Raw genomic sequence first — 25,739 nt, forward strand, 5'->3', positions numbered from 1 at the left:
GGGCAGACATAGAGGATGCCGATTACAATTATCACCATGGGAATTAAGTAGAAATTAAGATTGACCAGTTAAAACTTTAAATTTTCTTTCAATCCGTTTAAGAAAGAAGCCGATCTATTGAATTTAAAATCGATAATTACGGTATATTTTTAGGCTGCTCGTTTTGCGAACAGGCACCCGTCACTACCCCAAGGCGATCGCCCCGCTGCGGATTTTCCCTATAATGAGAGTTAACTTATGTAACAACGCCTGCTCATTTTCACCATGACTCAGCGCCTCCTCTACGTCCGCCTCCCTTGCAATCCCATCTTTCCCATTGGCGTGGTGTACCTAGCAGATCATGTCCATAAGCTCTTCCCGAACCTCGAACAAAAGATTTTCGACCTGGGGGCTGTACCGCCCCTAGACTACAAAAAAGCCCTCGATGACTGTATCGCTGCTTTTAAGCCGACACTGCTGGTCTTTTCCTGGCGCGATATCCAGATCTATGCCCCTGTGGGTGGCCGGGGTGGTAACCCTTTACAAAACTCCTTTGAGATTTTCTACGCAAAAAATCCCTTCATTAAGCTGAGGGGAGCCTTCGGAGGCCTGAAGGTGATGGCTGCCTACTACGGCGAACTGTGGCGCAACCTGGGACTCATCAAACGCGGTCTTCAAAAAGCCCAACAGTATAATCCTGAAGCCCAGATGGTCGTTGGCGGCGGGGCAGTCAGTGTCTTCTATGAACAACTGAAAACCGCGTTGCCGAAAGGGGCAATCGTCTCCATCGGCGAAGGGGAGACCCTACTAGAACGCCTACTCCGGGGCCAAGACTTTAGCGATCAACGTTGCTATGTTGTGGGTCAGGCAGAGCTACGCCCCGGCATGATCCACGAAGAACCCACCCCCATCGAAAAAACCGCTTGCAATTACCAGTACATTGCTGAAATTTGGCCGGAGTTTGATTATTATCTCCAGGAAAATGATTTTTACATCGGTGTCCAGACGAAACGGGGCTGCCCCCACAATTGTTGCTACTGCGTCTACACCGTCGTCGAAGGGAAGCAAGTCCGGGTCAATCCAGCGGCGGAAGTGGTGGCAGAAATGCGCCAACTCTACAATCGGGGGATCCGCAATTTCTGGTTTACCGATGCCCAGTTTATCCCGGCGAAAAAGTACATGGATGATGTGGTGGAACTGCTCCAGGCGATCCGCGATTCGGGCATGGACGATATTCACTGGGCTTCCTACATCCGCGCCGATAATCTGACCCCAGAAATCTGCGATCTGATGGTAGAAACGGGGATGAATTATTTCGAGATTGGCATCACCAGTGGCTCCCAGGAACTCGTGCGGAAAATGCGCATGGGCTACAATCTGCGGCGAGTCTTACAAAACTGCCGGGATCTCAAAGCGGCGGGCTTTAATGATGTGGTCTCGGTGAATTATTCCTTTAACGTCATTGATGAGACCTTTGATACGATCCGCCAAACCATTGCCTACCACCGGGAACTCGAAAAAATCTTCGGGGTCGATAAGGTAGAACCCGCCATTTTCTTCATTGGCCTCCAGCCCCACACCCACCTTGAACAATATGCCTTTGATCAAGAAGTGCTAAAGCCGGACTATAACCCCATGAGTTTGATGCCCTGGACGGCGAAAAAACTCCTGTGGAACCCGGAACCCCTCGGTTCTTTCTTTGGGGAAGTGTGTCTCCAGGCGTGGCGGCAAAACCCCAATGATTTTGGTCGGGAAGTGATGGTAATTCTAGAGGCTCGTTTGGGGCGATCGCCTTTGGAAGAAGCCCTAACGGCGAAAATTGTGTCCCAAAAGCCGACTCTGATCCCTGCTTAAATGTTTAATCTCGGTGGGTCATGGGTTCGGAATCTTCAGGACTGGGGGTCAGCATTTGCGTTTGGCCAAATCTTTAATAAGATTGTCAAAAAAGCCTATTTACCCCGTCTGTTTACGGAGGAAAAGATCGGTGTTGAAGTCTTGCCCTAATCTGTGTCCCCTATTGGCTGTTCTTGGGGGATTTGTGCTGCTTTCGCCTGGGGCGATCGCCCAAGAAGTTTTCACCTTTGAGCCGTTACCCCCGGTCCCCCCAGTGATTCCTCTCTGGGAAGACCCCCCCGCCTCAGAACCTGTGTTTTACGATGGCCCTGCAACGACGGTGGCCCCTGGTCAAGAGTACATTTTTGAGGCTCCGGCTCCCACCGCGTCCCCTCCGGCATTCGTCCCCTCGACGCCGCGGTCAAGCGCCCGCTACCGGGTTGAAGTAGTCGGATCTAGTCCCTTGATGTTGGCAACGGTGCGCCAGGTGGAGCCAACTGCTTTCGTGAAAGGCGATCGCATCCAGGCTGGTTTGTTTTCTGAGCGCGAAAATGCAGAAACGCTGCGGGCCAACCTCCAAGCCAGTGGCATTGCTGCCCAGATTACAGACATGGGTTCCGGGGATTCATTCGCTGCCAATAGCACCACAGCAGCCAACAGCCATGGGGGTTATTTTGTGGCGATTCCCAGCCGTGGCCAGGGCCAAGACATTCAAGACCAACTGCGGCGCATGGGCATTCAACAGGATCTGATCGAAGCAAAAAGCGCTCCCCGGGGGCCTCACATCGCCATCGGTCCTTTTGCTCAACGGGAAGAGGCAGAGTTGATGAATGTGCGGGTACGCCTCATGGATCTCGATGGTCGCCTGTATTTCCGCAACTAGCTTTCATCGGCTTTCCCTTACAATCGGAACACACTTGATTTGTCGTTTTTTTCAGAAAAACCATGGTTACAACAAACCAGCAAGCGATTCAGATTGAACGTCAACCCAGCCCGGAACGGTTAGCGGCACTGGGGGTCAAAACTTGGGGCATTTGGACGAAGGAAGTTTCCACCTTTCCCTGGTCTTACGACGAAGCGGAAACCTGCTATTTCCTTGAGGGGGAAGTGACTGTAACCCCAGAAGACGGCTCCCCCGTCACCATGGGTAAAGGGGATTTAGTGACCTTTGCGGCGGGCCTGACCTGTACCTGGGAGATTACCCAACCTGTGAAAAAGCACTATTCCTTTGGGTAATCATTGAGGCGATCGCTCAGGGCAATCCATTGTAAAAGATCCACTTCTTCTCCCCTCGCCTGGGGACTAATGTCGAGATCCGCAAAAATCGGGTCGAGAATTTCCGGGTTATAAAGGCTTTTAAGGTTATTGCGCAGCATTTTGCGCTTACTGGCAAAGCCCACCTTAATCAGGGTTGCGAGTAGTTTGGGGTTCTGGGCTGGCTGGGCAAGGGGCCGGGGCCGTAGGCGCACCACCACGGATTCGACCTTTGGTTTCGGGTAAAAGGCCTTCGGCGGGACGACACAAACCGTTTCACAATCGGCGAGATATTGCACCCGCAGAGTCAAGGCCCCAAAGGCTTTGGTACAGGGATGGGCTACCAGGCGATCGCCCACTTCCTTTTGAATCAGCAGCACAATCGACTCAAAGGGATTCGAGTTCGGTCGGTCAATGGTGCCCAGGAGCTTCTCTAAAATCGGCCCGGTGATGTTGTAGGGAATATTCGCCACCACCTTGCGGGGGTTCTGAAATTGGGGAAAATCCCCCAAAAATTCATTAATATCTGTCTGGAGATAGTCCGCTTCGAGGAGTAAAAAGTTCGGGCGATCGCCATAATTTTTGACCATGTACTTGCATAGATCCCGGTCAATTTCTACCGAGAGCAAGGCTTCTACTTGAGGCAATAAACGGCTGGTTAACGCCCCTTTCCCTGGGCCAATTTCCAAGACCCGGTCTGTCGGTTGCAGGTTTGCCGCCGCAACAATCTCATCTAAAATCTGTTGATCCGTCAGCCAATGTTGACCAAACCGTTTTCGGGGGCGCATCGTTTTGTCTCTCTCCATCCAGGGGCAGGGGTTTATTTTACAAGCATTTTCTACCCCTAAATTTTTTCCCCACTCAAGATAAACATCGGGTCTACCGCCGCAAACACCTGGCGCATTCCCTGGGTTTCTAAACGGTTAATTGCCGCCTGGACCACTTCCACATTCCGGGCCTGCAGTTCCGAAAAACCCTCCGAAAGCTGATAAAGCTGCTCCAAGTTAGTCGCCATCGCCACCGCTCGGCCCCCTTGCCGTAAGCATTGCCAAGCCTCACTCAACAGAACTTTGATCGGTTTGCCACCCCCAAGACAAATCCGATCCGGCTTCGTGGCAATCTGGGCAAAACATTCCGGTGCATTCCCCTCAATCACCGTAATATTGTCGGTTTGAAAATGTGCACAATTGCGACGCACTAAATCCGCGACCTCCTCATCCCGTTCAACGGCGATCACCTGGGCTTGGGGGCATAAAAGGGCGATCTCAACGGAAATTGTCCCCGTCCCGGCCCCAATATCCCAGAGTACAGAATCCGCCTCCATCCGTAGGGCCGAGATAATCAAAAGCCGCGCTTCCCGTTTCGTCAGGGGAATGCCCGGTAAACGTTTAAATAGGTGATCCGGAATGCCAGGGGTCTGGTAATGCCAAGCCATAAGTGCTGCTAAAAAATAAAAACTATAGGGTTGCAAACGCATCCGTTGCGTTCAATAATTCCGTTTGAATGCCCGGTTCAAAGGCCGAGTGACCTGCCTCCGGGACAAGGACAAACTTTGCCTCCGGCCAGGCTTGATGGAGTTCCCAGGCACTGGTCATCGGACAAACCACATCATAGCGACCCTGGACAATGACCGCTGGTAAATGACGGATGCGATCAATGTTTTCGAGGAGTTGATTTTCTGTGGTAAAAAAACCTTTATTCACGAAATAATGACATTCAATCCGGGCAAAGGCTTCGGCAAATTCTGGGCGTGCAAAACTCACTTTACTGGCCGCCGATGGGATTAATCGACTGGTGCTACCTTCCCACACAGACCAGGCCTGGGCTGCTTCTAGGCGAATGTGAGGATCGGGACTGGTTAAACGTTTGTAATAGGCACTGACGAGATCGTGACGTTCTTTGGGGGGAATCGGTTTGAGGTAACTTTCCCAGGCATCGGGGAAAATTTCGCTGGCCCCGTACTGATAGAACCACTGAATTTCTTTTTGACGGAGCATAAAAATTCCCCGCAGGATCAGACCAAGGCAACGGTCTGGGTGGGTTTGGCTATAGGCGAGGGCGAGGGTACTGCCCCAACTGCCGCCAAAGATAAACCATTGGTCAATGGCGAGATGGTCGCGGATTTTTTCGATATCTGCAACGAGATCCCAGGTGGTATTTTCCCGTAATTCTGCCCTGGGGGTACTCTGGCCTGCGCCCCGCTGGTCAAACAGGATAATGCGCCATTGTTGCGGATCAAAAAATTGGCGATAGATCGGGGGACAGCCCCCCCCAGGGCCACCGTGGATGAAGACGACGGGTTTACCATCTGGATTGCCGGATTCTTCGTAATAGAGGGTGTGGAGCTCAGAAACAGGGAGTTTGTCACTGTGGTAGGGCTGGAGAGGGGGATAGAGGTTGCGCATGGCCGAGGTGAAGGGGTGGGCGTAGTTGAATCGTGCCAGAAACAGCAGGCGATCGCCAATGGGTTGGCTGTCCTAGAGGGTGCTGGCGAGATAGTGACGGGTGACGTAATGGTTCACCATATCAATCAGTTTTTCACTGTGGATCGGCTTGGGTAGGTAATCTTGGAAACCATGTTTTTGGAGTTTTTGCCACTGGTCATCGCTGAGGCGATCGCCCGTCAAAAGCGTGGGAATTTGTTGGGTTTGGGGAGCCATTTTGAGGCTATCAATAATGTCTTCAATTTGAATTTTATGTTGGTGGGCATCGAGAATCACTAAAATCGGCTGGAGAGCACTAATCTGACGGCTGGCAATTTCGCTATCGATCAGCCAAATCACTTGGTAGTTCGTCGCCGTTAACAACTCACAAATCAAGGTCGCCATTTCTTCATCTTGGGAAACCAGCACAATGGTGCCGCCCTGGTTACCGCCCACACTCCCCTTACCCACGGGGTGAAGATTGCGGGGCACTTGATTGGGGATGCGGACGGTGAAGATGGAGCCTTTTTTTGGCGTGGAGGTGACGTGGATTTGTCCCTGGTGAATTTCGACGAGCTGTTTGACGAGGGCTAAACCAAACCCTGCCCCATCGTAGCGACGACTCATGGAAGGTTCGAGTTGCTGGAACTGCTCAAACAGGAGGGGAATTTGCTGGGGAGGGATGCCAATGCCCGTGTCTTTGACCTGGAAGCTGACATCTTTTTGTTTTTCGCGCCAAATGCTGAAGGTGACTTCGCCACCGTGGGAGGTAAATTTAATCGCATTGGACAGGAGGTGACTGAGGATTTTTTCCAGGCGAATTGGGTCGGCGTAAAAGGAATCTTGTTCTGGTTCTAGTTGATTGATGAATTTAAGGTTGATCCCCTGGCGATCGCCTAATTCTTGGAACCCATTGAGGACGCGATAACACAATTGTTTGAGGGAAAATTTCTGTAAATCCAACACGGAACGGGCCGCTTCTGTTTGGGAAAAATCAAGAATATCCTGGAGCAAATTACGCAGGCGAGTGCCGCTTTCATGGATGGTTTGGAGATAGACGCGCTGTTTTTCGGGGGAGAGCTTTTTCGGATTGTCGTCGGCTGTCCAATAGCTGAGGGTATTCGAGAGGCCAATGATCGACGTGAGCGGGGTCAAAAGCTCGTGGCTCATGATGTGGATAAATTCTTTTTTTGATTGGCTGGCCACTTGGGCAGAAAGGAGGGCATCTTCTAGTTCCCGGGCGCGGCGTTGGGCGAGGGTTTCAAGGCTGGTTTTTTGTTCTTGCAATTGCTGGTAAGAACGGGCTTGGAGGATGGCGATCGCCAAATATTCCGCCACATGGGATAGAAAGGTAATTTCATTTTTGCGCCAGCGGCGGGGGCCGTGGCACTGGTGGGCGATGAGCAAACCCCAGAGACGCTGTTCGACGATGAGGGGCACCACCAACTTCGCCTTGACCTGCATCCCTTGGAGTTGTTGTTTAAAACAGGGACTGAGGTTCGGTTGTGTCTCAATATCATTCACCGCTAGATGCTTACCTTCAAGATAGGCATCCTTGATCAGTTCATTGTTCGTCAGACATTCATCTTGGTCAAAATGCAGGAGGGAAGTGACTTTGTCTGAGGACACCACTTCAAAGGTGACTCGATTGACGAATTTCTCTGGCTTCGCCGTCGGTAAATCGAGCTGATAAACCAGCAGCCGATCAACCCGCAATAAGCGCTGGGCCTGTTCGAGGGCCATGCGTACCGTCACCATCAGATCTTGGTTTTGGTAGATGCGGTGGGTGACATTATTGAGGATTTTTTCTTGCTCTAGGCGCTGACTCAGCAACATATTGAGGGGCTGGTTTGGCACCACAACCTCATCCGGCGCTGTTTCTTGAATAGTCGGCGATCGCACAATCTCCAAGAGGCCCACCATCAGATCCGGCGGAATCGCAGAGCGTTGGGGCAAAATCTTTTTTCGCAGGGCCTTCAATTGGGGAAAGTCCACTTGACTACCGAGGAGGGTCGCAATCAGGGGGGCGATCGCCTGGGGATCGAACACCATAGAAATTTCATACTGTTCCCCTGGGGCTGACAGCGTATCCGGAGTAACTGCGGCGGGATCAATAGCCTTCGCCCACAGCAGGGCCGTAAAATCCGTTTCGATGAGGAGGTGAAAAACGTCGTAGTCGAGGGCCAACCCTGCCTCTTGTAACTGGGCACCACTGATGTATAGGCGATCCTGGGGGTCGATGCCAATGCCAAACCGCCGCCAAAGATGACACAGCTGTTGCAGCACATTCCAGGGGGCAGTCCAAGCAATATCGGGGGTAATGGCGTTAAGAATCATGAATTACGTCAAGAGACCAATCAGACAGACCTCGTTGCTGTCTAGCATGGCCCTAATTTTTGGCGGGAGCTTTAGATCTAAGCTTTTCTAAAGAAAGTTTATGGCAAGCTGAGGGGTTGCCGAAAGAATCTTCTTGTCTTGAAACGAAACGTGTCAAGGGCAGAGGATGATCAAGCCTGACTTGGCGACAGGTATTTTTTCGGTAGGATGATATCATACAAGGCTTTTGCCTTCCTTTCGCGCTCCTATTGTAGGTTTCGCCGATGTTCTATAGTTTTCAAAACCGCATCTCTGTCCCAGGGATTTCCCCATTGGCCCTGGGTTTCGCCTCTAGATCTTGTTTGGGTCTGGTGGGCTTAGTTGGACTATTAAGCTTGACGCTCCCCCAGGCGATCGCCCAAGCACCGCCCCAACTGACCTGTGATTATGCCGAGCCTCCCCAAGACCCAGCGATCACCCCAGAAATGTCTTGTATGCTCCGTTTTGATGCCATTGAAATTAATGGCCTAGAACCCTTAAGTTCCGGCCAACCCCCCAGCCGTTATTCTTGGTTTATGCGCCAAGCCGAAGACCGCACCGAATTACTAATTCCTTTGTTATTTAGGCAAAGTCCCACCCCCAGCACTTTGGATCTTTTGGTACTTGGTCAAAATGATGTGGCGGTAGCCCCTCTATTTAATCTGCGTATTTCCCAACAGGATTGGCAACGGAACCCCAATATCAAACAGTGGGCCAGTTATTATCCCGAAGTAGATGTCCTCCTGAACCTCAGTCAGCCCGTGGCGAGTAACGAAGCTGCAACATCGCCAGCATCGCCAACCCCAGAGACAATCACGCCACCCCCAAGCCTAGATACGACCCCAACCCCAAGCGAAGGGTTAGTTCCCGATGCGGGGATTCCTGCTTTACCTAGCATTCCTACCCTACCAGACGTGGAAAATGTGAGCCCCCCAGCAACCACAGCACCATAAAAAAGTTCCCATGACCCTTGGAAAAGCCATAGGAAACTATTTTTTATTTCTAAGTTACTAATCAGGCAACATTCAAGGTTTGGGGCCTAGGCTGAAGCTGAAACTTCTGGCTTAACGGCTTGGTTCAAAAGTTCCTGGAGTTCATCGCCTTCAATGACCTCTGTATCGAGGATTTTTTGGGAGATGGTTTCGAGTAAATTTCGGTTGGCCCGCAAAATGGCGATCGCCTGATCATGGGCAGTCTCGACAATTTCTTTCACCTCTGCATCGATGGCCTGGGCTGTCTCATCGCTGACCATGCGCCGGGGATTCATCATACTTTCACCGAGGAAATTATTTTGGGAACCCCGTTCATAGGCGAGGGGGCCGAGGACTTTGCTCATGCCGTAGGTGGTGACCATCCGTTCGGCGAGATCCGTGGCCCGTTGCAGATCGTTGGCGGCACCTGTGGTGATCGAACCAAAAACAATTTCTTCTGCGGAACGGCCTCCGAGTAGGGTGGCAATCTGGTCACGCATTTCCCGCTCATCCATCAAGAAACGGTCTTCTGTAGGCATTTGTAGGGTATAACCCAAGGCTGCCATTCCACGCGGCACAATGGAAATCTTGGCAACTCGGCCTCCCCCAGGCAACAAAGCACCAACAAGGGCATGACCGACTTCGTGATAGGCGACAATTTTCTTTTCTTTATCCGACAAAACCCGGCTTTTTTTCTCCAGGCCAGCGACAACCCGCTCAATTGCTTCCGAAAAATCCGCTTGGGTTACCTTATCACGCTTATTACGAGCCGCTAGCAAAGCTGCTTCGTTAACAAGGTTCGCCAAGTCAGCCCCCGCAAATCCAGGGGTACGGGTCGCAATTTCTTTTAAATTAACTTCATTGTCGAGTTGGACTTTGTTGGCGTAGATTTCAAGGATTTTTAGACGTCCGCCGAGATCCGGGCGATCCACCAAGACTTGACGGTCAAACCGTCCTGGGCGGAGCAGGGCAGGATCAAGGGTTTCGGGGCGGTTCGTTGCAGCTAGGACAATCACGGTGGCATCGCCCGCCGAAAAACCGTCCATTTCGGTTAAAAGCTGGTTGAGGGTTTGCTCCCGTTCGTCATTGCCCCCCATCATGCCGCCACTGGCCCGGGATTTGCCGATGGCATCTAATTCATCGATAAAGATAATACAAGGGGCTTTTTTCTTGGCTTGTTCAAAGAGATCCCGTACCCGGGCGGCACCGGCACCGACAAAGAGTTCAACAAATTCCGAACCCGAAATACTAAAGAATGGTACGCCAGCTTCACCAGCAACGGCCTTCGCCATGAGGGTTTTTCCGGTTCCCGGAGGGCCAACCAGTAATACCCCTTTGGGAATTTTGGCACCGATCGCCGTGTAGCGTTGGGGGGTTTTTAGAAATTCAACAATTTCCGTGAGTTCGGTTTTGGCTTCCTCGACACCAGCTACGTCATCAAAGGTGATTTTTGTGGCTTCTTCCTCAACGTAGACTTTTGCTTTGCTGCGGGTAAAGGAGAGTGCTCCCCCGGCTCCCCCGGCACCGCCAGCACTGCGCCCAATGAAAAATTGCCAGATTAAGACAAAAATAATCGGCGGGATCACCCAACCCAAGATATTGCCAAAGAAATTATTTTTTGGGGGAGGTGCGGCAAATTCAACGCCACTGGCTTCGAGACGCTTGGGCAAATCTAGGTCAAAAATGGGGGTGGTGCGGAGGATTGTGCCCTGTTGTTCTTCGCCTTCGGCTTTGAGTTGGTAACGGATTTCGCGATCGCCAACGGAAGCGCGGGCCACCTGACCATCTTCTACCTGATTGATGAAGAGACTGTAGGGCACCTGAGGGGTCGGATTACCAAACAAATTGGGGAAAAAGGCATTCACCAGGAAAAAAAGTCCCGTCAGCCACAACAAAATGGAGCCAATTTGCCTCGTCCGAGAGGGGGGTTTATCTTTGATGCTCATAGCAATGTTGTCCGCAGAAAGCTTTGTATTCCCCCATTGTAAAGATCGTTACATTTTTGATACAACGCGGTTAACCGAAATCAACGGTTCGGCTTCAGACGAGATCATTTGTGTTAGTGGGCTAGGGCTTGGCCAAGGTATTTAGGCGCTTTAGGGGCGATCGCCAAGGCATCTGTTACGCGCTACTTTCTTCTTTTTTATGCAAAAGAAAACGGTAGACCGGTTCGCCTTTATTGGCCGTGGCGACTTCCCGCTCCGTCGGCACTGGAAAAATATTCTCCTTTAGCCAAAACGAATCATGGGCGAGGACAAATTTTTCATGCTCCAGAAATTTTTCTCTCATTTCTAAAGCAACTTCTTCAACATCCGACTGACAAAACAAAACCAGCTTTTGGGGTGTATGTTTCGCCAGAATGTCAACTAGATCTGGTTGCACAACCCGGCGTTTGTGGTGCTTTTTCTTAAACCAAGGATCAGGAAATTGAATCGTGATCCAAGTCAAAGTTTCCGTCGGCAAGGAGTCCAACAGCACCTGGAGAGAGGTATTAATATTCGCAAAAACGTAGTGAAGATTTTTTAGCCCCAGTTGATCCCGGATTTCGTTGGCATCGTCCACGAGGGGTTCGCGAATTTCTACCCCAACAAAATTACGCTCTGGAAACCGTTGGGCCATCTCTAAAATAAACCGCCCCCGCGCACAACCAATATCGAGGTGTAAAGGAGCCGTTAGATCAGCAAAAAGATCTGACCAATCTGGCATCTGAAACACCTGTTGATACTTATCGGTTAAGGGATTGACATGCTGTCGAACGCGCGATCGCCCCACGAACTCACTCCTTAGAAATGTCCAACGAAAAAATTTGCCATCCCATTGTGCCACGTCCCCCACGCTAAACTTGGATATGCTTAAATGAAAAAGAGCAAAAACCCTTTGCCTTTCGTGAACCCCCTCAACTTTTCGGCAGACTATGGCAGAAACCACCGATCCCAAATCCAAAGCAGCCCCCGCCGCGAAAAAAAAGGAAAAGCCCCCCGCAGTAGAAGACAAACCCTTTGCGGAGTTTATTGAGAATCACTTCCTCCCGGATCTACAAACTGCCCTCAAGGAAAATGGCATTGGGGACATGGGTCTCAAATTTATCGAAACGAATATTCCCATTAAAGGTTTAGAATCTCAAGCCTGCTGGCAGGTTCAAGGCAGTTGGCTCAACAACAAGCGGCAATTTATTCTTTATTTCATTGATGCAGACATCAAAGGCCAGAAAGCTTGGTCTTTTGCGACGGATGGCTCCCCCCACAGCACCCTAGAGTCTTTCATGATCGATGAACGCCGTGTGAATCTTCCCTTGATGGTCGGCTATGTGCTCCAGCGGCTCAATGGCCAAAAATGGTTGGTTCTCAACTAAGGCGCGGCGCAATCTGCACCGACAAGGTTATCCATGAGTGATCCTGAGGCCCTCAAACAGTTACTCGAAGCGGTGGCCCAGGGGGTAGTTAGTCCCCAAAATGCGCTGACAGAGCTGAAGCATTTGACCTTTGAAGCTGTGGGTGACTTTGCCAAAATTGACCACCACCGCCAACTGCGCACGGGCTTTCCGGAAGTGATCTGGGGGCCAGGGAAAACGCCGGATCACATTGCCCAAATTATGCAAACGATGGGCGATCGCCACCCGGTTGTCATGGCTACCCGCATTGATGTGGAGACCTACCACCAACTGCAGCCCAAGGTACATAACCTCACCTATTTCCCCGAAGCCCGCATTTGTGCCCTCATCCAGGCACCGCCCCAGGTACGCCATCGGGGTACGATTTCGATCTTGACCGCTGGCACCGCTGATCTCCCCGTAGCCGAAGAAGCGGCTGTCACCGCAGAATTATCGGGTTTTGCGGTAAATCGCCTTTGGGATGTGGGGGTGGCCGGAATTCATCGCCTTTTAAGTCATCGCCATGTGATCGAGCAAGCAGACGTTCTGATTACGGTGGCGGGCATGGAGGGCGCTTTGCCTAGCGTGGTGGCAGGTTTGGCCGATTGCCCTGTGATTGCGGTGCCCACCAGTGTTGGCTATGGAGTGAGTTTTGGGGGCGTTTCTGCTCTCCTGACCATGCTTAATTCCTGTGCGGCGGGCATCGGTGTGATGAATATTGATAATGGCTTTGGGGCGGCGATCTTGGCGGGACAAATTTTGCGGACGGCGGCAAGGTTACGCTAGAGGGTCAAACGCAACAGTGAAAAATCGTCTTCGAGGTGATTTTGGTGCAGGCGATCGCCAATGCTTTTGACCAGAGGCTGGAGAGAAGTGCCTTGGAACCGCTGTAGAAAGTTCAAAAACAGATTCCATTGCTGCTTGTGGTTTAGGGCCGCCGTATTTTCATAGACCCCATCACTAAACAGATACAAGCGGGAATTAAACGGCAGATAAAGGCTATGTTCTTCGTAGATGCTAAGGTCTGGTGGTAACATCCCGATGGGGAACCCCTGGGCTTTTAATAATTGCGGCGGTTCACCAGTATTGGGTTTCACCAGAACCGCCGGGGGATGGCCCGCACAGGCATAGGTAACAATCCGGTCATCCACGTCATAAATCCCATACCACATAGTGAAGTATTGCCCTTGCTGTTCGAGAAATTGGCAAGTGCGGTTGAGGTGATTCAGAACAGCCTGGGGGCTGCGGTAGTCAAGACCTTTAGTTTTGTTGCGCGATCGCAATAGATTCAAAATGCTAATGGAAGGAAGTGCGGCTTTGAGGCCATGGCCCGACACATCCAAAAGATAAAACACCAGCTCCTGGGGACTGAGCCAAAAATAATCAAAGCCATCGCCCCCCAATTGGGAAGACGGAATAAAGCAGCTATCGATCTGTAAGTGATCTTGATAGAGGGGGTCTGGTAAAAGCGATTTAACGTATTGGGCCGCCTCGGTCAGTTCCGACTCTAAAGCGCGTTTCTGGGCAGTCAAATCCTGGGTGAGACGACAGATTCGCAGGCCAGATCTAACCCTGGCTTCTAGTTCGTGGCTGCTAATGGGCTTACAGAGAAAATCATCGGCTCCCGCATCTAAACCCATCACCTTATCTTCGACGGCATCTAGGGCACTCAACAAAATAAAAAAGGTAGTCGAGAGATCGGGGTGTTGTTTCACTGCTTGACAGACTTCAATGCCATTCATTTCCGGCATCATCCAATCGGAGATGATGAGATCGGGCCGGGTGGCGATCGCCAAGTCCAATCCCGTTTTGCCATCACTCGCAGTGGTGACTTGATAACCCTTACGTTTGAGGGTTCGTTCCAAGAGAACCCGCATCGCAAGGTCATCATCAATGACAAGAATCTGAGGCATTACTTAAGCTAAACTACCAAGGGAGACTATCCCTTTTTATGGCTGTACTTTGGCTATCTTAGACCAATTTCAATTCCAAATTCCCAGTGATACGGCTCAGTTAGACCAAGTCCTCCAGCACTGTGAGGCTTTTCAACTGCGTCATCACCTGGCCAGCCAAGATTGGCTCCAGTGCAAAATCGTGATCGCTGAGGGATTTACCAATGCCGTTCGCCATGCCCACGGTGAAGATCTCAAGCAGTACCAGATCACCGTCGAACTCTGCCTCAGTCACCACAGCTTAGAAATTCGCATTTGGGACCATAGCCCCACTGTCTTTGATTTAGAGCAATATTACGCCACCCAACAACACCAACAAACCACCCTAGAAGATGCGGGGGGGCGTGGCATGATGATTTTGCAGAAAGTGGCCAACCACCTCACCTATCGCCGTGATCCCCAGCGACAACAGAATTATTTACATATCGTTAAACATCTAATGCCCCGTTTATCTTCCCATTTCATCACCGTTGATCAATTGGGCGATCGCCTAGCTGATCCCAACCTTGTCATTGTCGATTGTCGCTTTCGGCTCAATGATCCGACTTGGGGGGAAACGCAATACCAACAAGGCCATATTCCTGGGGCCTATTACCTGCATCTGGATCGAGACCTCTCCGGCCCTGTGCAACAACATGGGGGGCGTCATCCTTTGCCTGACCCAGAAGCTTTTGTTTCGTTACTTTCTCGCCTCGGCATTGAGCGCAATCACACCGAAGTGATTATCTACGACGATTTTCACTGTGCTTTTGGGGCGCGGTTTTGGTGGTTGCTCAAATACTATGGCCACGACAAAGCCCGCTTGTTAGATGGCGGGTTTCCGGCCTGGCAGACTGCCCAAGCGCCGATCGCCACTGATATTCCTGGGTTTAAACCCGGCCAATTTGAGCCAAATCCCCAACCTCAATTGGTGGTTAATCGCCAGGACTTGTTAATCGCGACGGACAATCAACGACTGGTGATTGATGCCCGGGATGGCGATCGCTATTTGGGAAAAATTGAACCCATCGATCCAATTGCTGGCCATATTCCTGGGGCGCTCAATGTCCCCTGGAAACAAGTTACCGATGCCCAAGGGTTTGCCCAACCGCCGGAAGTGCAACAAAGCCTCTGGGAAAACCTATCCCCTGATCAAGAGATCATGCTGTATTGTGGCTCCGGGGTCACGGCCTGCGTCAATTGGCTGTCTTTGGAGCTGACGGGCCACCATAATTTGAAACTGTACCCTGGGGGCTGGAGTGATTGGTGTTCCTACGTAGCCCCCTTATTCGACGCAAAGTCTCCTTAGGAAATTTCAGGCAATATTTATTACCGAAGGCGAACCGCTTCCAACAAACGGGAATAGTAAAAACGGGTACTGGTCATTTCGGTGCGGGCGATCGCAAAACCATTATCAATTAAGATTTGGCGGATATCCTGTTCCTTGTGTTGGTAGGCGCGGGTGGTTTTGCTGGGGCCAGGGAAGAATTCACCAATTTTCTTGAGGATCGTCAACCAAAACGTTTTCGGCGCAAAGCTCAAGATCAAGCGATCTTCGCTGAGGGATGCCAAGTGGGCAATCATTTTTGCCGCATCCTCGGTGGGGTAGTGGATCAGCACATCCAAGCAAATCACCGTATTGTATTTGCCGCTGATGCTTTCGAGATCTTTGGTTTCAAACTTCAGATTAGGGGTGTTGCCAAAGATTTTTGCGGCCCGTTCCTGGGCTTCACCGACCATTTTTTCAGAAATATCGCTGGCATAGATTGAGCGGGCACCGGCCTCCATGAGGGGAATACTGAGGCTACCGACCCCACAGCCAGCATCACAAATGCTTCTGAGGTTGAGATTTTGATCGGCCTTAAGCCAAGCCACCACCTTATCAATGGTCTGTTGGTGCCCGACGCGGATATCAGCCTGGACTTTGTTGACATCCCCGTCACCATAAATGCGTCGCCAACGGTCAAAGCCCTTGGCATTGAAATAATCTTTGACGATGGTTTTGTCATTGAGGGAGGAGGTCATGGCGCTTTGGATTCAAAAAAAATTAAAGGATTTTGTTATCGATCCAATAATGTAGCAGCTTTGGGAAACCCTAGGGTGATTGTTCTGTGGGGGACCATTGACAGTAGGGATAGCTAACGAGGTTGGCGTTGTAATAGCGGGGCTCGTGGCTCACTTCAGGGCCAATCCAATTGGGTTTTGGGAAAGGTTGATCAGCATCTGTGAGTTCAATTTCTGCCAGGATTAAGCCTTGGTTCTCACCGAGAAATTCATCGACTTCCCAGAGGAAATTATCGAGGGGAATGCGGTAGCGGATTTTTTCGATCTGGGGGCGATCGCCAAGATGTTCTAGCATTTCTAGGGCTTCGATCAAGGGAATTGGGTATTCAAATTCCAAGCGCCCAATCCCCTCGGTTTTACCTTTAATGGTCAAAAAAGCCTGCTCCCCGGCAATGCGCACCCGAACCGTTTTTTCGGGCGTCCGTTGGAGATAGCCTTGGCGATAGGGAATCCCTGGGGCCAGATCCCGCCAGCGATCGCCGATGACGAGAAATTTCCGTTCAATTTCTTGGGGCATAGCGTGAAAACCTCCACAGCGGCAGACCCCAAAGATTGTGGCCTAGAATGAAGATCAACTGTGCGATCGCCAACAAAAATCAATGATCGAAATTCATAATCTCTCCAAGATTTACGGCCAAGGGGACACCCAAATCTATGCCCTCAAACAGGTAGAACTCAGCATCCAAGCGGGGGAATATTGCGCCATTATGGGGGCGTCAGGTTCCGGCAAATCAACCCTGATGAACATCATTGGTTGCCTCGATCAGCCCACCAGTGGCGATTATTTCCTCGATGGCCAAAATGTCGCCACCCTCAGCGATCGCCAACTGGCCACCATTCGGAATCGCAATATTGGTTTTGTTTTCCAGCAATTTCATCTCTTGCCCCAGATGAGTGCCCTTGAAAATGTGATTTTGCCGATGGTTTATGGCAATGTTCCTCCCAACGAACGGCGAGACCGGGCCGTCGCCGCTCTAACCAAAGTCGGTTTGGGCAGTCGTCTCTATAATCGTCCCAACCAACTCTCTGGGGGACAACAACAACGGGTGGCGATCGCCAGGGCGATTGTAAATAAACCCTTACTACTGCTGGCGGACGAACCCACCGGGGCTTTAGATTCCCGAACTACCCAAGAAATCTTAGCGTTATTTCAGACCCTCCACGACGACGGCATGAGCGTGGTGATGGTTACCCACGAAACGGAAGTGGCCCGGCAAACCAAGCGGATTATCTGGCTCCGGGATGGCAGTATTACCCACCCAAACCTCAGTCCTGCGGAAATGATCCAAGTGGCCTTAGCCCCAAGCCCCTAAGAATCCTACGGGAGTGGTATGCAATTTGGCGATCGCCATGGTTCAATTCAGATACACTTGGGACAAGACTTTGGGGAACCCTATCCCACCACCATGATTCCTTGGGGACAAGTCCATTAAAAAAACGATAAAATTCGCAAATTTTGTCAAAGTCGGCCAAATCCCTTGTTACACTGCAGAGCAAAACCCCATTGCCTCTCCTGTTTCCCTTTCGCGTCCCGTCTACATCAGCACAACTATGAGCAACTTTAACTTCCCCTCGCCAGAGCCCACGCCCCCCGAGACCGAAGCGAACCTCAATCAGTCTCCGCCCCAGGCCCCCGAGACCGAAGCGACCAGTGCCGTAGATCCGGGTCATTCTGAAAAACAACAACCAGAGTCTGCGAGTCCTAGCCCGACGATTCCGAAACCGAATCCCAACGCCGATGGCTATGTCATTGCCCACAAACTGAGGCAGCACAACCGCGAACTGGTTAAAACCGTTGTTCAACTCGAAGAAGCCTTGGCCGAATCCCAAGAAAAACTCCAGGCACACATTATCCGTTCCCGCAGCGCCGACAGCCTCATTACCCAGCAGAGTGACGAACTGAATACGAGCCAGCAACAGCTTAGTCAGTTGGGGCAAGAACTCGAACAAGCCAAACAAAATGCCCGCCAATACCAAGAGATGCTCGCAGAACTAGAATACAAATTCCAAACTAGCCAAACTCAGTTGGCGAAAATCGAACGCGAATGTGCCCTCCTCCAGGAAGCCTATAACGAACAGCAGCAAAAACTATTCGCCGCCGAACAGGAAATTAAGGATCTCCAGGTGCGACTCCAGCGGCAACAACGCTACACCTTACAGTACAAATCAGCCCTAGATGAATGCGCGGATATTCCCGTCGAAAACGATTTGGCGACCGGGAAAGCCTCCATGCCCAAGGCGTCGAATATTCAACCCTGGTCTGAGCCGGAAACAGCGGCAACCGAGCCAACAATGCCGGCGATCGCCAAAGCAGATCCGAATACCGAAGCTGACCTGGATCGTCAGTTAGCGGCCCTCGAAGAAGAAATTGAAGAAATGGAAGAATCCGCCGGGGCCGCTTCAATCCTAAAGCCCACCATGAGCCTAAAAGCCGCCCTACGGATTACCCCCCCGGTGACCAAACGACGGGTCAGTGCGCCCATGGGCACCCCGGCCAAAGCAGAAACCAACCACAACTGGCCAGCGCCGACCCTCAACAGTCCCCGGAGCCAGAAGCGGCCGATGTCTGCGGCAGTGGTGGATTTACCAGCCTTTTTACGGAACTAATTGCTGTCCTAAATATTGGGTCTCCCTAAGACCCCGTTGGTGATTGACCCAGTGGCGATCGCCAATCTTTTTTTGTCACAATATTTAACAATAGAAGTTGCAAATTTTATCGACGTTTATTTTTAAGTGATTATGCCTAGAACGTTACCTGCAAACCTCGAAAAGATCGTCAGTCGGTTTAAGCGAAAAACAGATCCCAAACAAAAATATCAGCAGCTTTTGTGGTACGCCAACAAGCTCGAGCCCATGGCCGACAGTGAGAAAAACGCCAACAATAAAGTCCATGGTTGCGTTTCCCAGGTCTTTATCACAGCAGACTACGAAGCGGGCAAAGTGACTTACCACGGGGATTCTGACGCCCAGCTCGTGAAAGGATTGGTGGGCCTACTGATTACAGGTTTAAATGGTTTATCGCCCGCCGAGATCCTGGCGGTCACCCCAGACTTCATCGCAGAAACGGGATTGAATGTGAGTCTAACGCCGTCTAGGGCCAACGGTTTTTACAACATTTTTAAAATGATGCAAAAAAAAGCAAGGGGCTTTGAAGTGGGGTTAGAAGCGAGCTCCAACTCATAAATGAGAAAATTTTGATATCATTTACAACAAGTAATGTTGTTTGTTAAAAAAAGAAAATTTAAATCCTATGGCACTTTTTGGCTTATTTGGCGGCAAGAAAAAGAACGAAGCTCCTAAGAGTGATTACTTCCTCGACTTTGAAGAAGCCCAGACCCTTGGTGATACTGAATTGATGAAGAAATCCGTAACTATTAAGCGGACTTTCCCGAAACTTAAGGGTCAAGAGGGCGCGACCGTTGTCACCCAAGTCTCCTCGGAGATCGCCCGTAAACTGAACAAAAATCAACAAGCCACATCCCAGGCAACGGAAGCAACCAAGGCTTCTTCTGAAACCGCCAGCACTCCCATTACCCCGGCAGCACCTCGTCCTAACCTGAAGGTCGATAGCAGCATGGACATGTTCCGTAACATGGCGAAGAAAATGAATCGCTAAAGGTTAAGAACTATTGCGATTTTCGACGGTGATTTTCAGAATATTCACTAAAAAGCTGGGGGCTAACGCCCCCTTTTTTATGCCGATCAGTTAGATTTAAGGGTTCAATTTAAGCGAGGGCCGCCACAGAAACTTTCGCGGCGATCGCCTTAGCGATGGAGACCAGAGCCTTAGCCGAAGCAGATTCTGGTTGGGCGACCACAATCGGTGTACCAGTGTCGCCCCCTTCCCGGAGCGCAATTTCTAAGGGAATGCAGCCGAGGAGAGGCACATCCAATTCGTTCGCGGTTTTTTCGCCGCCCCCAGAGCCAAACAGGTCATATTGGCGATCTGGCAGATCCGGCGGGATAAAGTAGCTCATATTTTCAACAATTCCCAGCACATTCACTCCCATTTGCTGGAACATCTTAAGGCCCCGGCGCGAGTCTAGGAGAGAAACGGTTTGGGGAGTGGTGACAATGACAGCACCGGCCATGGGCACCGCCTGGGCCATCGTTAGTTGGGCATCACCCGTACCAGGGGGCATATCAACAATGAGATAGTCCAGTTCGCCCCAGTTCACCTGGTAGAGAAACTGACGAATGATGCCGTTGAGCATCGGCCCTCGCCAAATCACTGGTTGGTCTGGGTCAATCAGGAACGCCATGGAAACGAGTTTGACCCCATGGTTAAATTCTGGCTGGAGAATATCTTGGCCGCCTGTTTTATCGACCTTAATCTCTACTTCGCCGATGCCCATCATGTTCGGCACATTTGGCCCGTAGATATCTGCATCCAAGAGGCCGACTTTTGCGCCAGTTTGGGCCAGGGCGATCGCCACATTCACCGCAACGCTACTTTTACCAACGCCCCCTTTGCCGCTGGAGATGGCAATGATATTTTTGACGTTATCAATGCCCTGTTGGTTAGGCAGTGCTTTCTGTTGAGGCGTTTCGGCGGTGACTTCCACATCCACAGCGTTTACCCCAGGTAAAGGCAGCACAGCATTTTTGCACTCCTCGACGATAAATTCCTTGAGGGGACAAGCGGGCGTTGTAAGCACCAGGGTGAATTTCACCGTACCATTCTCCACAGAAACATTGCGGATCATATTGAGATCCACCAGGCTTTTTTGCAGCTCAGGATCTTGAACGGGACGGAGGGCAGCCAGAATTGCTTGGGTATCAGCCATAACTTCAGGAAAATTTAGGATTTGGGTTTGTGGTGCAGGCGAATGCCCACAAAAATATCGTAGAGGAAACTGAGAAAATCTTTTCCCTGGAGCAGCCCTAATGATTGGGGAGAACCTTTTTGATCTAACAGGGGCTTGATGTAGTAATAGGCGGGTTGATACTTATACCAAGGAATTGAGGGCCACAGGTGATGGACTAGGTGGTAATTTTGCCCAAGGATCAAAAGATTGAGGAGCTTGCTTGGGTAAACCCTGGCATTTTTCCAGCGATCGCGTTCTTCAAAGGGACGATGGGGTAAATAATCAAAGAACAAACCCAGGGCAATACCAACCACCAGGGCCGGAACAAACCAAAAGTTCATGATGTAGCCAATGAAGCCATACTGGATGCCTAGGTAGACAATGACTCCTAAAAAAGCACGGCTAAGGAACCACTCCAGTAATTCGTAATTTTTCCACAGACGACGCTTAAAGAAAAAGATTTCGTGGTAGAAAAAACGGGCTGCAATCATCCAGAGGGGGCCGCCAGTCGAAACGAAATGATCCGGATCATTTTCAGGATCATTGACATGGGCGTGGTGCTGGAGATGGACCCGGGTAAAAACCGGGAAAGCAAATCCCAGCATTAGGGCACTGGCATGGCCCAAGATGGTATTGACCGCACGGTTGCTATGGGCGGCACGGTGGGACGCATCGTGGATCACCGTTCCCGCAAGGTGCAGCGCTAAAACGTTTTCTAGGAAGCAAATCCAGTCATACCAACCCCAAAACCAATAGCCTCCCACGGAGGTGGCGATCAATCCTACTGCGATGATGACCATCCACACATTAGGGTTCATCCCACCAGGGGGACGCAAATACTCCCTTGACATTACCAATGATGACGCTGCCGCCGCCGTCATAAGCTCCTGTTCTCCTCGATGTCTGTGAAATTTGGTTAATCCTTGGGTAGTTTACAATACTTAAGGCTAATTCATAAACCTTGACGTGCCATAAACACTGTTCAGAAAAAAACAAAAAACGCTTGTAATTCAACGTTTCTAGGCTAATTTCAAGCTAGCCATTTACTGCGTCGCTGCGTTTGTAAAATACCAAGTCCACGGTTACTTTCTGCAGTTTATCGTCTTCTTCCGTGGCGATCGCCTCGCGGAGTTTGACAATTAAGAGGATTAATGTTCCGTGGCGTGATTGATAAACAATCGGTTTTCCTGCATTGGGAAGAGTTTAAGAGAGTGTCCTGTCCTCGGTTCCTAGTCACTGGCTGGGGGATTCAGCTTTGGCAACAGGCGATCGCACACAAACAAAGTGCCAGAGGCAACGCAGAGGGGAATCGTCACGAGATTGAGAAAAGGCAAACTGATCAACCCTAGACAAACCAGCCCAAACCCCGCACTCCCCGGCAAGGCCCGGTAAACTTGCCGCAACTTTTGACGAAATGTAAAGCGCCTTCTCTCAAGGGTGGCATCGAAAAAATCAAGGCAAATAATCGTTAAAGTCACCGCCAAGCCTCCCAGGGAGGACAGCACGCTACCAATCCCCGGCAAAAAGTTGATCCCAAACAACAAGGGGGCGATCGCCAAAACCAAGGCTAATTTTTTTAGTTCAAAGAGAATGGCGCGGCCAATGTCGCGGAAAATACCCACTTCAATGATTTCCAGGCGACTGGTGCGGAGTTTTTCAATCTGTTCTGAGAGTTGGCCATACCAAGGGGCACCCAGAATAACGCCAAACTGCACCAGCAGCAGTCCCACAGCAATAAACACTGCCGCAATGAAAATCAGGCCTAACAACCCTCCCAGAAAATTTGCGCCGTAATCTAACCACTGCAACCAAGGAGGTAAGCGATCAATTAAACCAATCAGACTGGTGCTAATCCAAGTGTAGCCAGCCCCCGCCGTCCGCCACGCCCAGCGCAAAGAAAAAGTATAGAGCAATCCCCCCAGCACGACATTAACGCCAAGGGGAATCGCTAAATATTGGAGAAGCTTCGGGTGACGGGAAAAAAATCTCGCGGCGCGGAATGGGTAACTGGCCCCCCGAATGAAGTCAATGGGCATATTTTTCGGGTCAACTCTACCTTGGGTCGTAATGCTCTGTCTTTCAATCTAAACTTCAATGGTCGGATGGCGGAATGTAAACCCTAAATTTTTTAATTTTTGGTTAGATACACGCACATTTAAAGGGCGATCAGAGGGTTGGCTCGCATCCCAACGTACTGGGGCCAGGGCATATTTTTCGGCCAAACGAGAGAGCAATTCCCGCCGGGGCAGGGGTTCATCACAAACTAGATTGAATAAACCGTTCAGATTATGGATCTGGGCAAACTCGATCGCTGCCACAATGTCTGCTAAATGAATCCAGTTACCATATTCGCTGCCGTCACCAGGTCGCACCTGCCCCATGGCCCGCTGGAAAATTTTCTTAATTTCTCGGCCTTCACCATAGATTCCCCCCAAACGCAAAATGCAAACCTGACGTGCATCGGTGGCGATCGCCTTTAGGGTTTGTTCCGTTGCCAAAAGAATTTCTGCAAAAACATGGGGTGGTTTGTCGGGGGTCTTTTCATCAACCCAAGCACCGTGGTGATTGCCGACGATGGCGTAGCTGCTGGTATAAATCACCTGTTTAACGGTGTCGTTATGGGTGAGGGCCTGGGCGAGGTTTTGGGCCGTTTTCAGATAAGCCTGCCGATAATTTGCTTCGGTGCGCCCCTTGGAACCTACTGCCAAAAGAATGACATCTTGGCCTTCACAAAGCTCCTGGAGGGCTTCTGGTTGATCGCCGCTGAGGACTTTCACCTGGTGAGCAATCCCTTGTAACTGGGAGACTTTTTCGGGGGTCGTTGTTGTCACGGTCACTTGATGACCCGCCGTTGTCCACTGCTTGGCGATCGCCTGGCCCACATAGCCACAGCCAATAATTGCAATTTTCACCAAGGGAATTCCTCCTTAACAAACCATGCCATAATTTTAAGCATTGTAAAGTCCTGTTTTGTCGCTATTATGCCCCTTTTTCCGCCATTTCCGCCCCTGGATCCGCCCTTGGATGGCTGGTCTTTAGAAGGGCGCGACCCAGAAACTATCCGGCGTTTGCTGCCCCTCTGGGAGTGGCTCTACAAATTTTATTTTCGGGTAGAAACCAGTGGCTGGGAAAATTTACCGACAGATGAGCCGGTGTTAGGGGTTGGTTCCCACAATGGCGGCCTTGCGGCACCGGATATGTGGATGATGATGTATGACTGGTTTCGGCGGTATGGAGTTGAAAGGCCCACCTATGGCCTGATGCATCGCAATATTTGGCTCGCTTTTCCAGAATTAGCGAAAATTGCGGTCAAAACGGGGGCAGTGCAAGCCCACCCGAAAATGGCGATCGCCGCTTTGAAATCCGGGGCCAATGTCCTTGTCTATCCCGGAGGTGGCCAAGATGTTTTCCGGCCCCATGCCCAAAGAAATCAGATTTATTTTGCCGAGCGACGGGGATTTATTAAACTGGCCCTGCGCCAGGGGGTGCCCATTGTGCCGCTGATTTCTTGGGGAGCCCACGACAGTATTTTTGTCATTGAAGATATCTACGAACCCCTTAAAGGATTTTTAAAAGCGTTTAACCTGCCGTGGCTATTTAACATCGACCCAGAAGTTTTTCCTATTTATCTCGGTTTACCCTGGGGCGTCGCCTTTGGCCCCCTACCCAACTTTCCCTTGCCCACAAAAATGTACACACGGGTCTGTCCACCAATTCGCTTTGAAAAATATGGCCGGGCCGCGGCTGGCGATCGCCCCTATGTGGAAGCTTGTTATCAGCGGGTTTTAGGGGAGATGCAATGGGAATTAGATCAATTAATCGCTGAGGTCGAATCTCGCCCTAAAAGTTGTCCCTAGCGGCGGTTCGCAGGATTTAGCCAGGTGTTTAAGCCTTCCCCTAGCAAAGATAAACCCATCACCATCAGGGTCATGGTCAGCCCCGGAAACAGCGCCGTCCACCAAATCCCCGTCGGCAAAGCATCGAGGGCGAGGCGCAAATCATGGCCCCATTCCGGCGTGCCATCGGGCAAACCTAAACCCAAAAAGCCCAAGCCCCCCAGAATTAAAATCGCATCGGCAGCATTGAGGGTAAACAGTACCGGTACACTCTGGATTACATTGAGAAACAAATATTTCGACAAAATTCGCCTTGGCGTTGCGCCCATGGCCTGGGCTGCTTCGATAAACAGTTCTGTTTTGGCGCTGGTGGTGCGGTTGCGGACAAGGCGAAAATATTGGGGCACATAGGAAATGCTCAGGGCGATCGCCGCATTAATGACCCCTTTGCCCACCACAAAGGCGAGGGTAACGGACAACAGCAATCCCGGTAGGGTATAGATCGTATCCATTAAAAACAGCAGCACCCGGTCTACCTTGCCACCAAAATATCCACTCACCATCCCCAGGGGAACGCCGATTATTAAACTGAGACTCGTGGCTAGCAGCACTACCTTGAGGGCTGCCTGGGTACCAAAGAGGGTGCGGGACAAAACATCGTAACCCTGGCGACTGGTGCCAAACCAATGGTTCCAACTGGGGGGACTATGGATCGGGAAACTGAGGGAATCGAGGGGATCTTTCAACCAGCCGACATTTTCTAATAAGGGTGCGCCGAGGGCGATCGCCACAAATAGCCCGGTAAGCGTCACCCCCACCAGGGCCAGGCGACGCGAAAGTTTTGCCTCAGGATTTTCCCCTGCCATAACAGCCCACATTAAAACAGAACGTCTGTCAGTATAGCGGTTGGGCGGT

26 protein-coding genes and 1 pseudogene are annotated in these 25,739 nt (G+C 50.9%); 13 read left to right on the plus strand and 14 right to left on the minus strand.

Annotated features, from left to right (window positions below):
* The first annotated feature begins 264 nt into the window (after window positions 1–264).
* The 3 genes from AACQ84_RS04555 to AACQ84_RS04565 all read left to right on the plus strand — a co-directional run bounded on the left by AACQ84_RS04555 (window position 265) and on the right by AACQ84_RS04565 (window position 3,048).
* On the plus strand, window positions 265–1,833 hold the full coding sequence (locus AACQ84_RS04555) for a photosystem II high light acclimation radical SAM protein (RefSeq protein WP_012306522.1): 1,569 nt from the start codon (window positions 265–267) through the stop codon (window positions 1,831–1,833).
* 130 nt (window positions 1,834–1,963) lie between these two features.
* Window positions 1,964–2,695, plus strand: a complete 732-nt coding sequence (locus tag AACQ84_RS04560) for an SPOR domain-containing protein (protein ID WP_012306523.1) — start codon at window positions 1,964–1,966, stop codon at window positions 2,693–2,695.
* A gap of 62 nt (window positions 2,696–2,757) precedes the next feature.
* Window positions 2,758–3,048, plus strand: a complete 291-nt coding sequence (locus tag AACQ84_RS04565) for a cupin domain-containing protein (RefSeq protein ID WP_012306524.1) — start codon at window positions 2,758–2,760, stop codon at window positions 3,046–3,048.
* Here AACQ84_RS04565 and rsmA read toward each other — a convergent pair.
* From rsmA to AACQ84_RS04585, 4 genes are all read right to left on the minus strand, one after another.
* Entirely contained in the window at window positions 3,033–3,854 is an 822-nt protein-coding gene (rsmA, locus tag AACQ84_RS04570) for a 16S rRNA (adenine(1518)-N(6)/adenine(1519)-N(6))-dimethyltransferase RsmA (RefSeq protein ID WP_012306525.1), read from the minus strand. The genes AACQ84_RS04565 and rsmA overlap by 16 nt on opposite strands.
* A 56-nt stretch (window positions 3,855–3,910) precedes the next feature.
* Window positions 3,911–4,501: a precorrin-6Y C5,15-methyltransferase subunit CbiT gene (gene cbiT, locus AACQ84_RS04575; RefSeq protein ID WP_012306526.1), complete on the minus strand. Its 591-nt coding sequence runs from the start codon at window positions 4,499–4,501 to the stop codon at window positions 3,911–3,913.
* Between the two features lie 22 nt (window positions 4,502–4,523).
* Window positions 4,524–5,471: a prolyl aminopeptidase gene (pip, locus tag AACQ84_RS04580; protein ID WP_012306527.1), complete on the minus strand. Its 948-nt coding sequence runs from the start codon at window positions 5,469–5,471 to the stop codon at window positions 4,524–4,526.
* A 72-nt stretch (window positions 5,472–5,543) separates the two neighbouring features.
* Complete coding sequence (locus tag AACQ84_RS04585; protein WP_012306528.1) at window positions 5,544–7,826, minus strand: hybrid sensor histidine kinase/response regulator; 2,283 nt, start codon at window positions 7,824–7,826, stop codon at window positions 5,544–5,546.
* A 263-nt stretch (window positions 7,827–8,089) separates the two neighbouring features.
* Between AACQ84_RS04585 and AACQ84_RS04590 the strand changes: the two genes are divergently transcribed.
* Entirely contained in the window at window positions 8,090–8,797 is a 708-nt protein-coding gene (locus tag AACQ84_RS04590) for a hypothetical protein (RefSeq protein WP_041443400.1), read from the plus strand.
* Window positions 8,798–8,883: 86 nt separating this feature from the next.
* On the opposite strand, the gene ftsH4 is transcribed toward AACQ84_RS04590, so the two are convergent.
* Complete coding sequence (gene ftsH4, locus AACQ84_RS04595) at window positions 8,884–10,761, minus strand: ATP-dependent zinc metalloprotease FtsH4 (RefSeq protein WP_012306530.1); 1,878 nt, start codon at window positions 10,759–10,761, stop codon at window positions 8,884–8,886.
* A gap of 175 nt (window positions 10,762–10,936) precedes the next feature.
* Window positions 10,937–11,587 carry a tRNA (guanosine(46)-N7)-methyltransferase TrmB gene (gene trmB / locus AACQ84_RS04600; RefSeq protein WP_012306531.1) on the minus strand — a complete coding sequence of 217 codons (651 nt, stop codon included), beginning with the start codon at window positions 11,585–11,587 and terminating at the stop codon, window positions 10,937–10,939.
* 142 nt (window positions 11,588–11,729) lie between these two features.
* Between trmB and AACQ84_RS04605 the strand changes: the two genes are divergently transcribed.
* Both AACQ84_RS04605 and larB read left to right on the plus strand, forming a co-directional pair.
* A complete protein-coding gene (locus AACQ84_RS04605) occupies window positions 11,730–12,167 on the plus strand; it encodes a DUF2996 domain-containing protein (RefSeq protein ID WP_012306532.1) in 438 nt (145 codons plus the stop codon).
* 33 nt (window positions 12,168–12,200) lie between these two features.
* Window positions 12,201–12,971 (plus strand): nickel pincer cofactor biosynthesis protein LarB, encoded by a 771-nt coding sequence (gene larB / locus AACQ84_RS04610; RefSeq protein ID WP_012306533.1) that lies wholly within the window; start codon window positions 12,201–12,203, stop codon window positions 12,969–12,971.
* On the opposite strand, the gene AACQ84_RS04615 is transcribed toward larB, so the two are convergent.
* The gene (locus tag AACQ84_RS04615) at window positions 12,968–14,098 is read right to left on the minus strand and encodes a PP2C family protein-serine/threonine phosphatase (protein WP_012306534.1); all 1,131 of its coding nucleotides are present in this window, start codon (window positions 14,096–14,098) and stop codon (window positions 12,968–12,970) included. The genes larB and AACQ84_RS04615 overlap by 4 nt on opposite strands.
* 49 nt (window positions 14,099–14,147) lie before the next feature.
* Here AACQ84_RS04615 and AACQ84_RS04620 point away from each other — a divergent pair.
* Window positions 14,148–14,534 (plus strand): annotated as a pseudogene (locus AACQ84_RS04620) (ATP-binding protein); the annotation flags it as partial.
* Window positions 14,535–14,576: 42 nt separating this feature from the next.
* The gene (locus tag AACQ84_RS04625) at window positions 14,577–15,425 is read left to right on the plus strand and encodes a sulfurtransferase (RefSeq protein ID WP_041443797.1); all 849 of its coding nucleotides are present in this window, start codon (window positions 14,577–14,579) and stop codon (window positions 15,423–15,425) included.
* A gap of 20 nt (window positions 15,426–15,445) precedes the next feature.
* On the opposite strand, the gene bchM is transcribed toward AACQ84_RS04625, so the two are convergent.
* Together bchM and AACQ84_RS04635 are read right to left on the minus strand one after the other, a co-directional pair.
* Window positions 15,446–16,141 carry a magnesium protoporphyrin IX methyltransferase gene (gene bchM, locus AACQ84_RS04630; RefSeq protein ID WP_012306536.1) on the minus strand — a complete coding sequence of 232 codons (696 nt, stop codon included), beginning with the start codon at window positions 16,139–16,141 and terminating at the stop codon, window positions 15,446–15,448.
* 70 nt (window positions 16,142–16,211) lie between these two features.
* A complete protein-coding gene (locus AACQ84_RS04635) occupies window positions 16,212–16,697 on the minus strand; it encodes a CYTH domain-containing protein (RefSeq protein ID WP_012306537.1) in 486 nt (161 codons plus the stop codon).
* Between the two features lie 82 nt (window positions 16,698–16,779).
* Between AACQ84_RS04635 and AACQ84_RS04640 the strand changes: the two genes are divergently transcribed.
* From AACQ84_RS04640 to AACQ84_RS04655, 4 genes are all read left to right on the plus strand, one after another.
* A complete protein-coding gene (locus AACQ84_RS04640) occupies window positions 16,780–17,493 on the plus strand; it encodes an ABC transporter ATP-binding protein (RefSeq protein WP_012306538.1) in 714 nt (237 codons plus the stop codon).
* Between the two features lie 238 nt (window positions 17,494–17,731).
* A complete protein-coding gene (locus tag AACQ84_RS04645; RefSeq protein WP_012306539.1) occupies window positions 17,732–18,787 on the plus strand; it encodes a hypothetical protein in 1,056 nt (351 codons plus the stop codon).
* A gap of 132 nt (window positions 18,788–18,919) precedes the next feature.
* Window positions 18,920–19,363 carry a SufE family protein gene (locus AACQ84_RS04650; protein ID WP_012306540.1) on the plus strand — a complete coding sequence of 148 codons (444 nt, stop codon included), beginning with the start codon at window positions 18,920–18,922 and terminating at the stop codon, window positions 19,361–19,363.
* A gap of 67 nt (window positions 19,364–19,430) precedes the next feature.
* Complete coding sequence (locus AACQ84_RS04655; protein ID WP_012306541.1) at window positions 19,431–19,796, plus strand: hypothetical protein; 366 nt, start codon at window positions 19,431–19,433, stop codon at window positions 19,794–19,796.
* A gap of 109 nt (window positions 19,797–19,905) precedes the next feature.
* On the opposite strand, the gene AACQ84_RS04660 is transcribed toward AACQ84_RS04655, so the two are convergent.
* The 4 genes from AACQ84_RS04660 to AACQ84_RS04675 all read right to left on the minus strand — a co-directional run bounded on the left by AACQ84_RS04660 (window position 19,906) and on the right by AACQ84_RS04675 (window position 23,900).
* A complete protein-coding gene (locus tag AACQ84_RS04660; RefSeq protein WP_012306542.1) occupies window positions 19,906–20,967 on the minus strand; it encodes an Mrp/NBP35 family ATP-binding protein in 1,062 nt (353 codons plus the stop codon).
* A gap of 14 nt (window positions 20,968–20,981) precedes the next feature.
* Entirely contained in the window at window positions 20,982–21,869 is an 888-nt protein-coding gene (gene crtR / locus AACQ84_RS04665; protein ID WP_012306543.1) for a beta-carotene hydroxylase, read from the minus strand.
* 348 nt (window positions 21,870–22,217) lie between these two features.
* Window positions 22,218–23,024, minus strand: coding sequence for an EI24 domain-containing protein (locus tag AACQ84_RS04670; RefSeq protein ID WP_012306544.1), 807 nt, complete (start codon window positions 23,022–23,024; stop codon window positions 22,218–22,220).
* A 48-nt stretch (window positions 23,025–23,072) separates the two neighbouring features.
* Window positions 23,073–23,900 carry an SDR family oxidoreductase gene (locus tag AACQ84_RS04675; RefSeq protein WP_012306545.1) on the minus strand — a complete coding sequence of 276 codons (828 nt, stop codon included), beginning with the start codon at window positions 23,898–23,900 and terminating at the stop codon, window positions 23,073–23,075.
* Between the two features lie 69 nt (window positions 23,901–23,969).
* On the opposite strand from AACQ84_RS04675, the gene AACQ84_RS04680 reads away from it, so the two are divergent.
* On the plus strand, window positions 23,970–24,845 hold the full coding sequence (locus AACQ84_RS04680; protein WP_012306546.1) for a lysophospholipid acyltransferase family protein: 876 nt from the start codon (window positions 23,970–23,972) through the stop codon (window positions 24,843–24,845).
* On the opposite strand, the gene AACQ84_RS04685 is transcribed toward AACQ84_RS04680, so the two are convergent.
* A complete protein-coding gene (locus tag AACQ84_RS04685) occupies window positions 24,842–25,702 on the minus strand; it encodes an ABC transporter permease (RefSeq protein ID WP_012306547.1) in 861 nt (286 codons plus the stop codon). The genes AACQ84_RS04680 and AACQ84_RS04685 overlap by 4 nt on opposite strands.
* Between the last annotated feature and the right edge of the window lie 37 nt (window positions 25,703–25,739).

This window comes from Picosynechococcus sp. PCC 7002 (genome assembly GCF_963860125.1).
GTDB lineage: Bacteria > Cyanobacteriota > Cyanobacteriia > Cyanobacteriales > MRBY01 > MRBY01.

Excerpts from the sequence above, each read along its gene's own strand:
- AACQ84_RS04555 (WP_012306522.1), top strand. The coding sequence starts at position 265 with ATGACTCAGCGCCTCCTCTACGTCCGCCTCCCTTGCAATCCCATCTTT.
- AACQ84_RS04565 (WP_012306524.1), top strand. The coding sequence starts at position 2,758 with ATGGTTACAACAAACCAGCAAGCGATTCAGATTGAACGTCAACCCAGC.
- rsmA (WP_012306525.1), bottom strand. The coding sequence starts at position 3,854 with ATGCGCCCCCGAAAACGGTTTGGTCAACATTGGCTGACGGATCAACAG.
- cbiT (WP_012306526.1), bottom strand. The coding sequence starts at position 4,501 with ATGGCTTGGCATTACCAGACCCCTGGCATTCCGGATCACCTATTTAAA.
- pip (WP_012306527.1), bottom strand. The coding sequence starts at position 5,471 with ATGCGCAACCTCTATCCCCCTCTCCAGCCCTACCACAGTGACAAACTC.
- AACQ84_RS04585 (WP_012306528.1), bottom strand. The coding sequence starts at position 7,826 with ATGATTCTTAACGCCATTACCCCCGATATTGCTTGGACTGCCCCCTGG.
- AACQ84_RS04590 (WP_041443400.1), top strand. The coding sequence starts at position 8,090 with ATGTTCTATAGTTTTCAAAACCGCATCTCTGTCCCAGGGATTTCCCCA.
- ftsH4 (WP_012306530.1), bottom strand. The coding sequence starts at position 10,761 with ATGAGCATCAAAGATAAACCCCCCTCTCGGACGAGGCAAATTGGCTCC.
- AACQ84_RS04605 (WP_012306532.1), top strand. The coding sequence starts at position 11,730 with ATGGCAGAAACCACCGATCCCAAATCCAAAGCAGCCCCCGCCGCGAAA.
- larB (WP_012306533.1), top strand. The coding sequence starts at position 12,201 with ATGAGTGATCCTGAGGCCCTCAAACAGTTACTCGAAGCGGTGGCCCAG.
- AACQ84_RS04615 (WP_012306534.1), bottom strand. The coding sequence starts at position 14,098 with ATGCCTCAGATTCTTGTCATTGATGATGACCTTGCGATGCGGGTTCTC.
- AACQ84_RS04625 (WP_041443797.1), top strand. The coding sequence starts at position 14,577 with ATGCCCCGTTTATCTTCCCATTTCATCACCGTTGATCAATTGGGCGAT.
- bchM (WP_012306536.1), bottom strand. The coding sequence starts at position 16,141 with ATGACCTCCTCCCTCAATGACAAAACCATCGTCAAAGATTATTTCAAT.
- AACQ84_RS04635 (WP_012306537.1), bottom strand. The coding sequence starts at position 16,697 with ATGCCCCAAGAAATTGAACGGAAATTTCTCGTCATCGGCGATCGCTGG.
- AACQ84_RS04640 (WP_012306538.1), top strand. The coding sequence starts at position 16,780 with ATGATCGAAATTCATAATCTCTCCAAGATTTACGGCCAAGGGGACACC.
- AACQ84_RS04645 (WP_012306539.1), top strand. The coding sequence starts at position 17,732 with ATGAGCAACTTTAACTTCCCCTCGCCAGAGCCCACGCCCCCCGAGACC.
- AACQ84_RS04650 (WP_012306540.1), top strand. The coding sequence starts at position 18,920 with ATGCCTAGAACGTTACCTGCAAACCTCGAAAAGATCGTCAGTCGGTTT.
- AACQ84_RS04655 (WP_012306541.1), top strand. The coding sequence starts at position 19,431 with ATGGCACTTTTTGGCTTATTTGGCGGCAAGAAAAAGAACGAAGCTCCT.
- AACQ84_RS04660 (WP_012306542.1), bottom strand. The coding sequence starts at position 20,967 with ATGGCTGATACCCAAGCAATTCTGGCTGCCCTCCGTCCCGTTCAAGAT.
- crtR (WP_012306543.1), bottom strand. The coding sequence starts at position 21,869 with ATGACGGCGGCGGCAGCGTCATCATTGGTAATGTCAAGGGAGTATTTG.
- AACQ84_RS04670 (WP_012306544.1), bottom strand. The coding sequence starts at position 23,024 with ATGCCCATTGACTTCATTCGGGGGGCCAGTTACCCATTCCGCGCCGCG.
- AACQ84_RS04680 (WP_012306546.1), top strand. The coding sequence starts at position 23,970 with ATGCCCCTTTTTCCGCCATTTCCGCCCCTGGATCCGCCCTTGGATGGC.
- AACQ84_RS04685 (WP_012306547.1), bottom strand. The coding sequence starts at position 25,702 with ATGTGGGCTGTTATGGCAGGGGAAAATCCTGAGGCAAAACTTTCGCGT.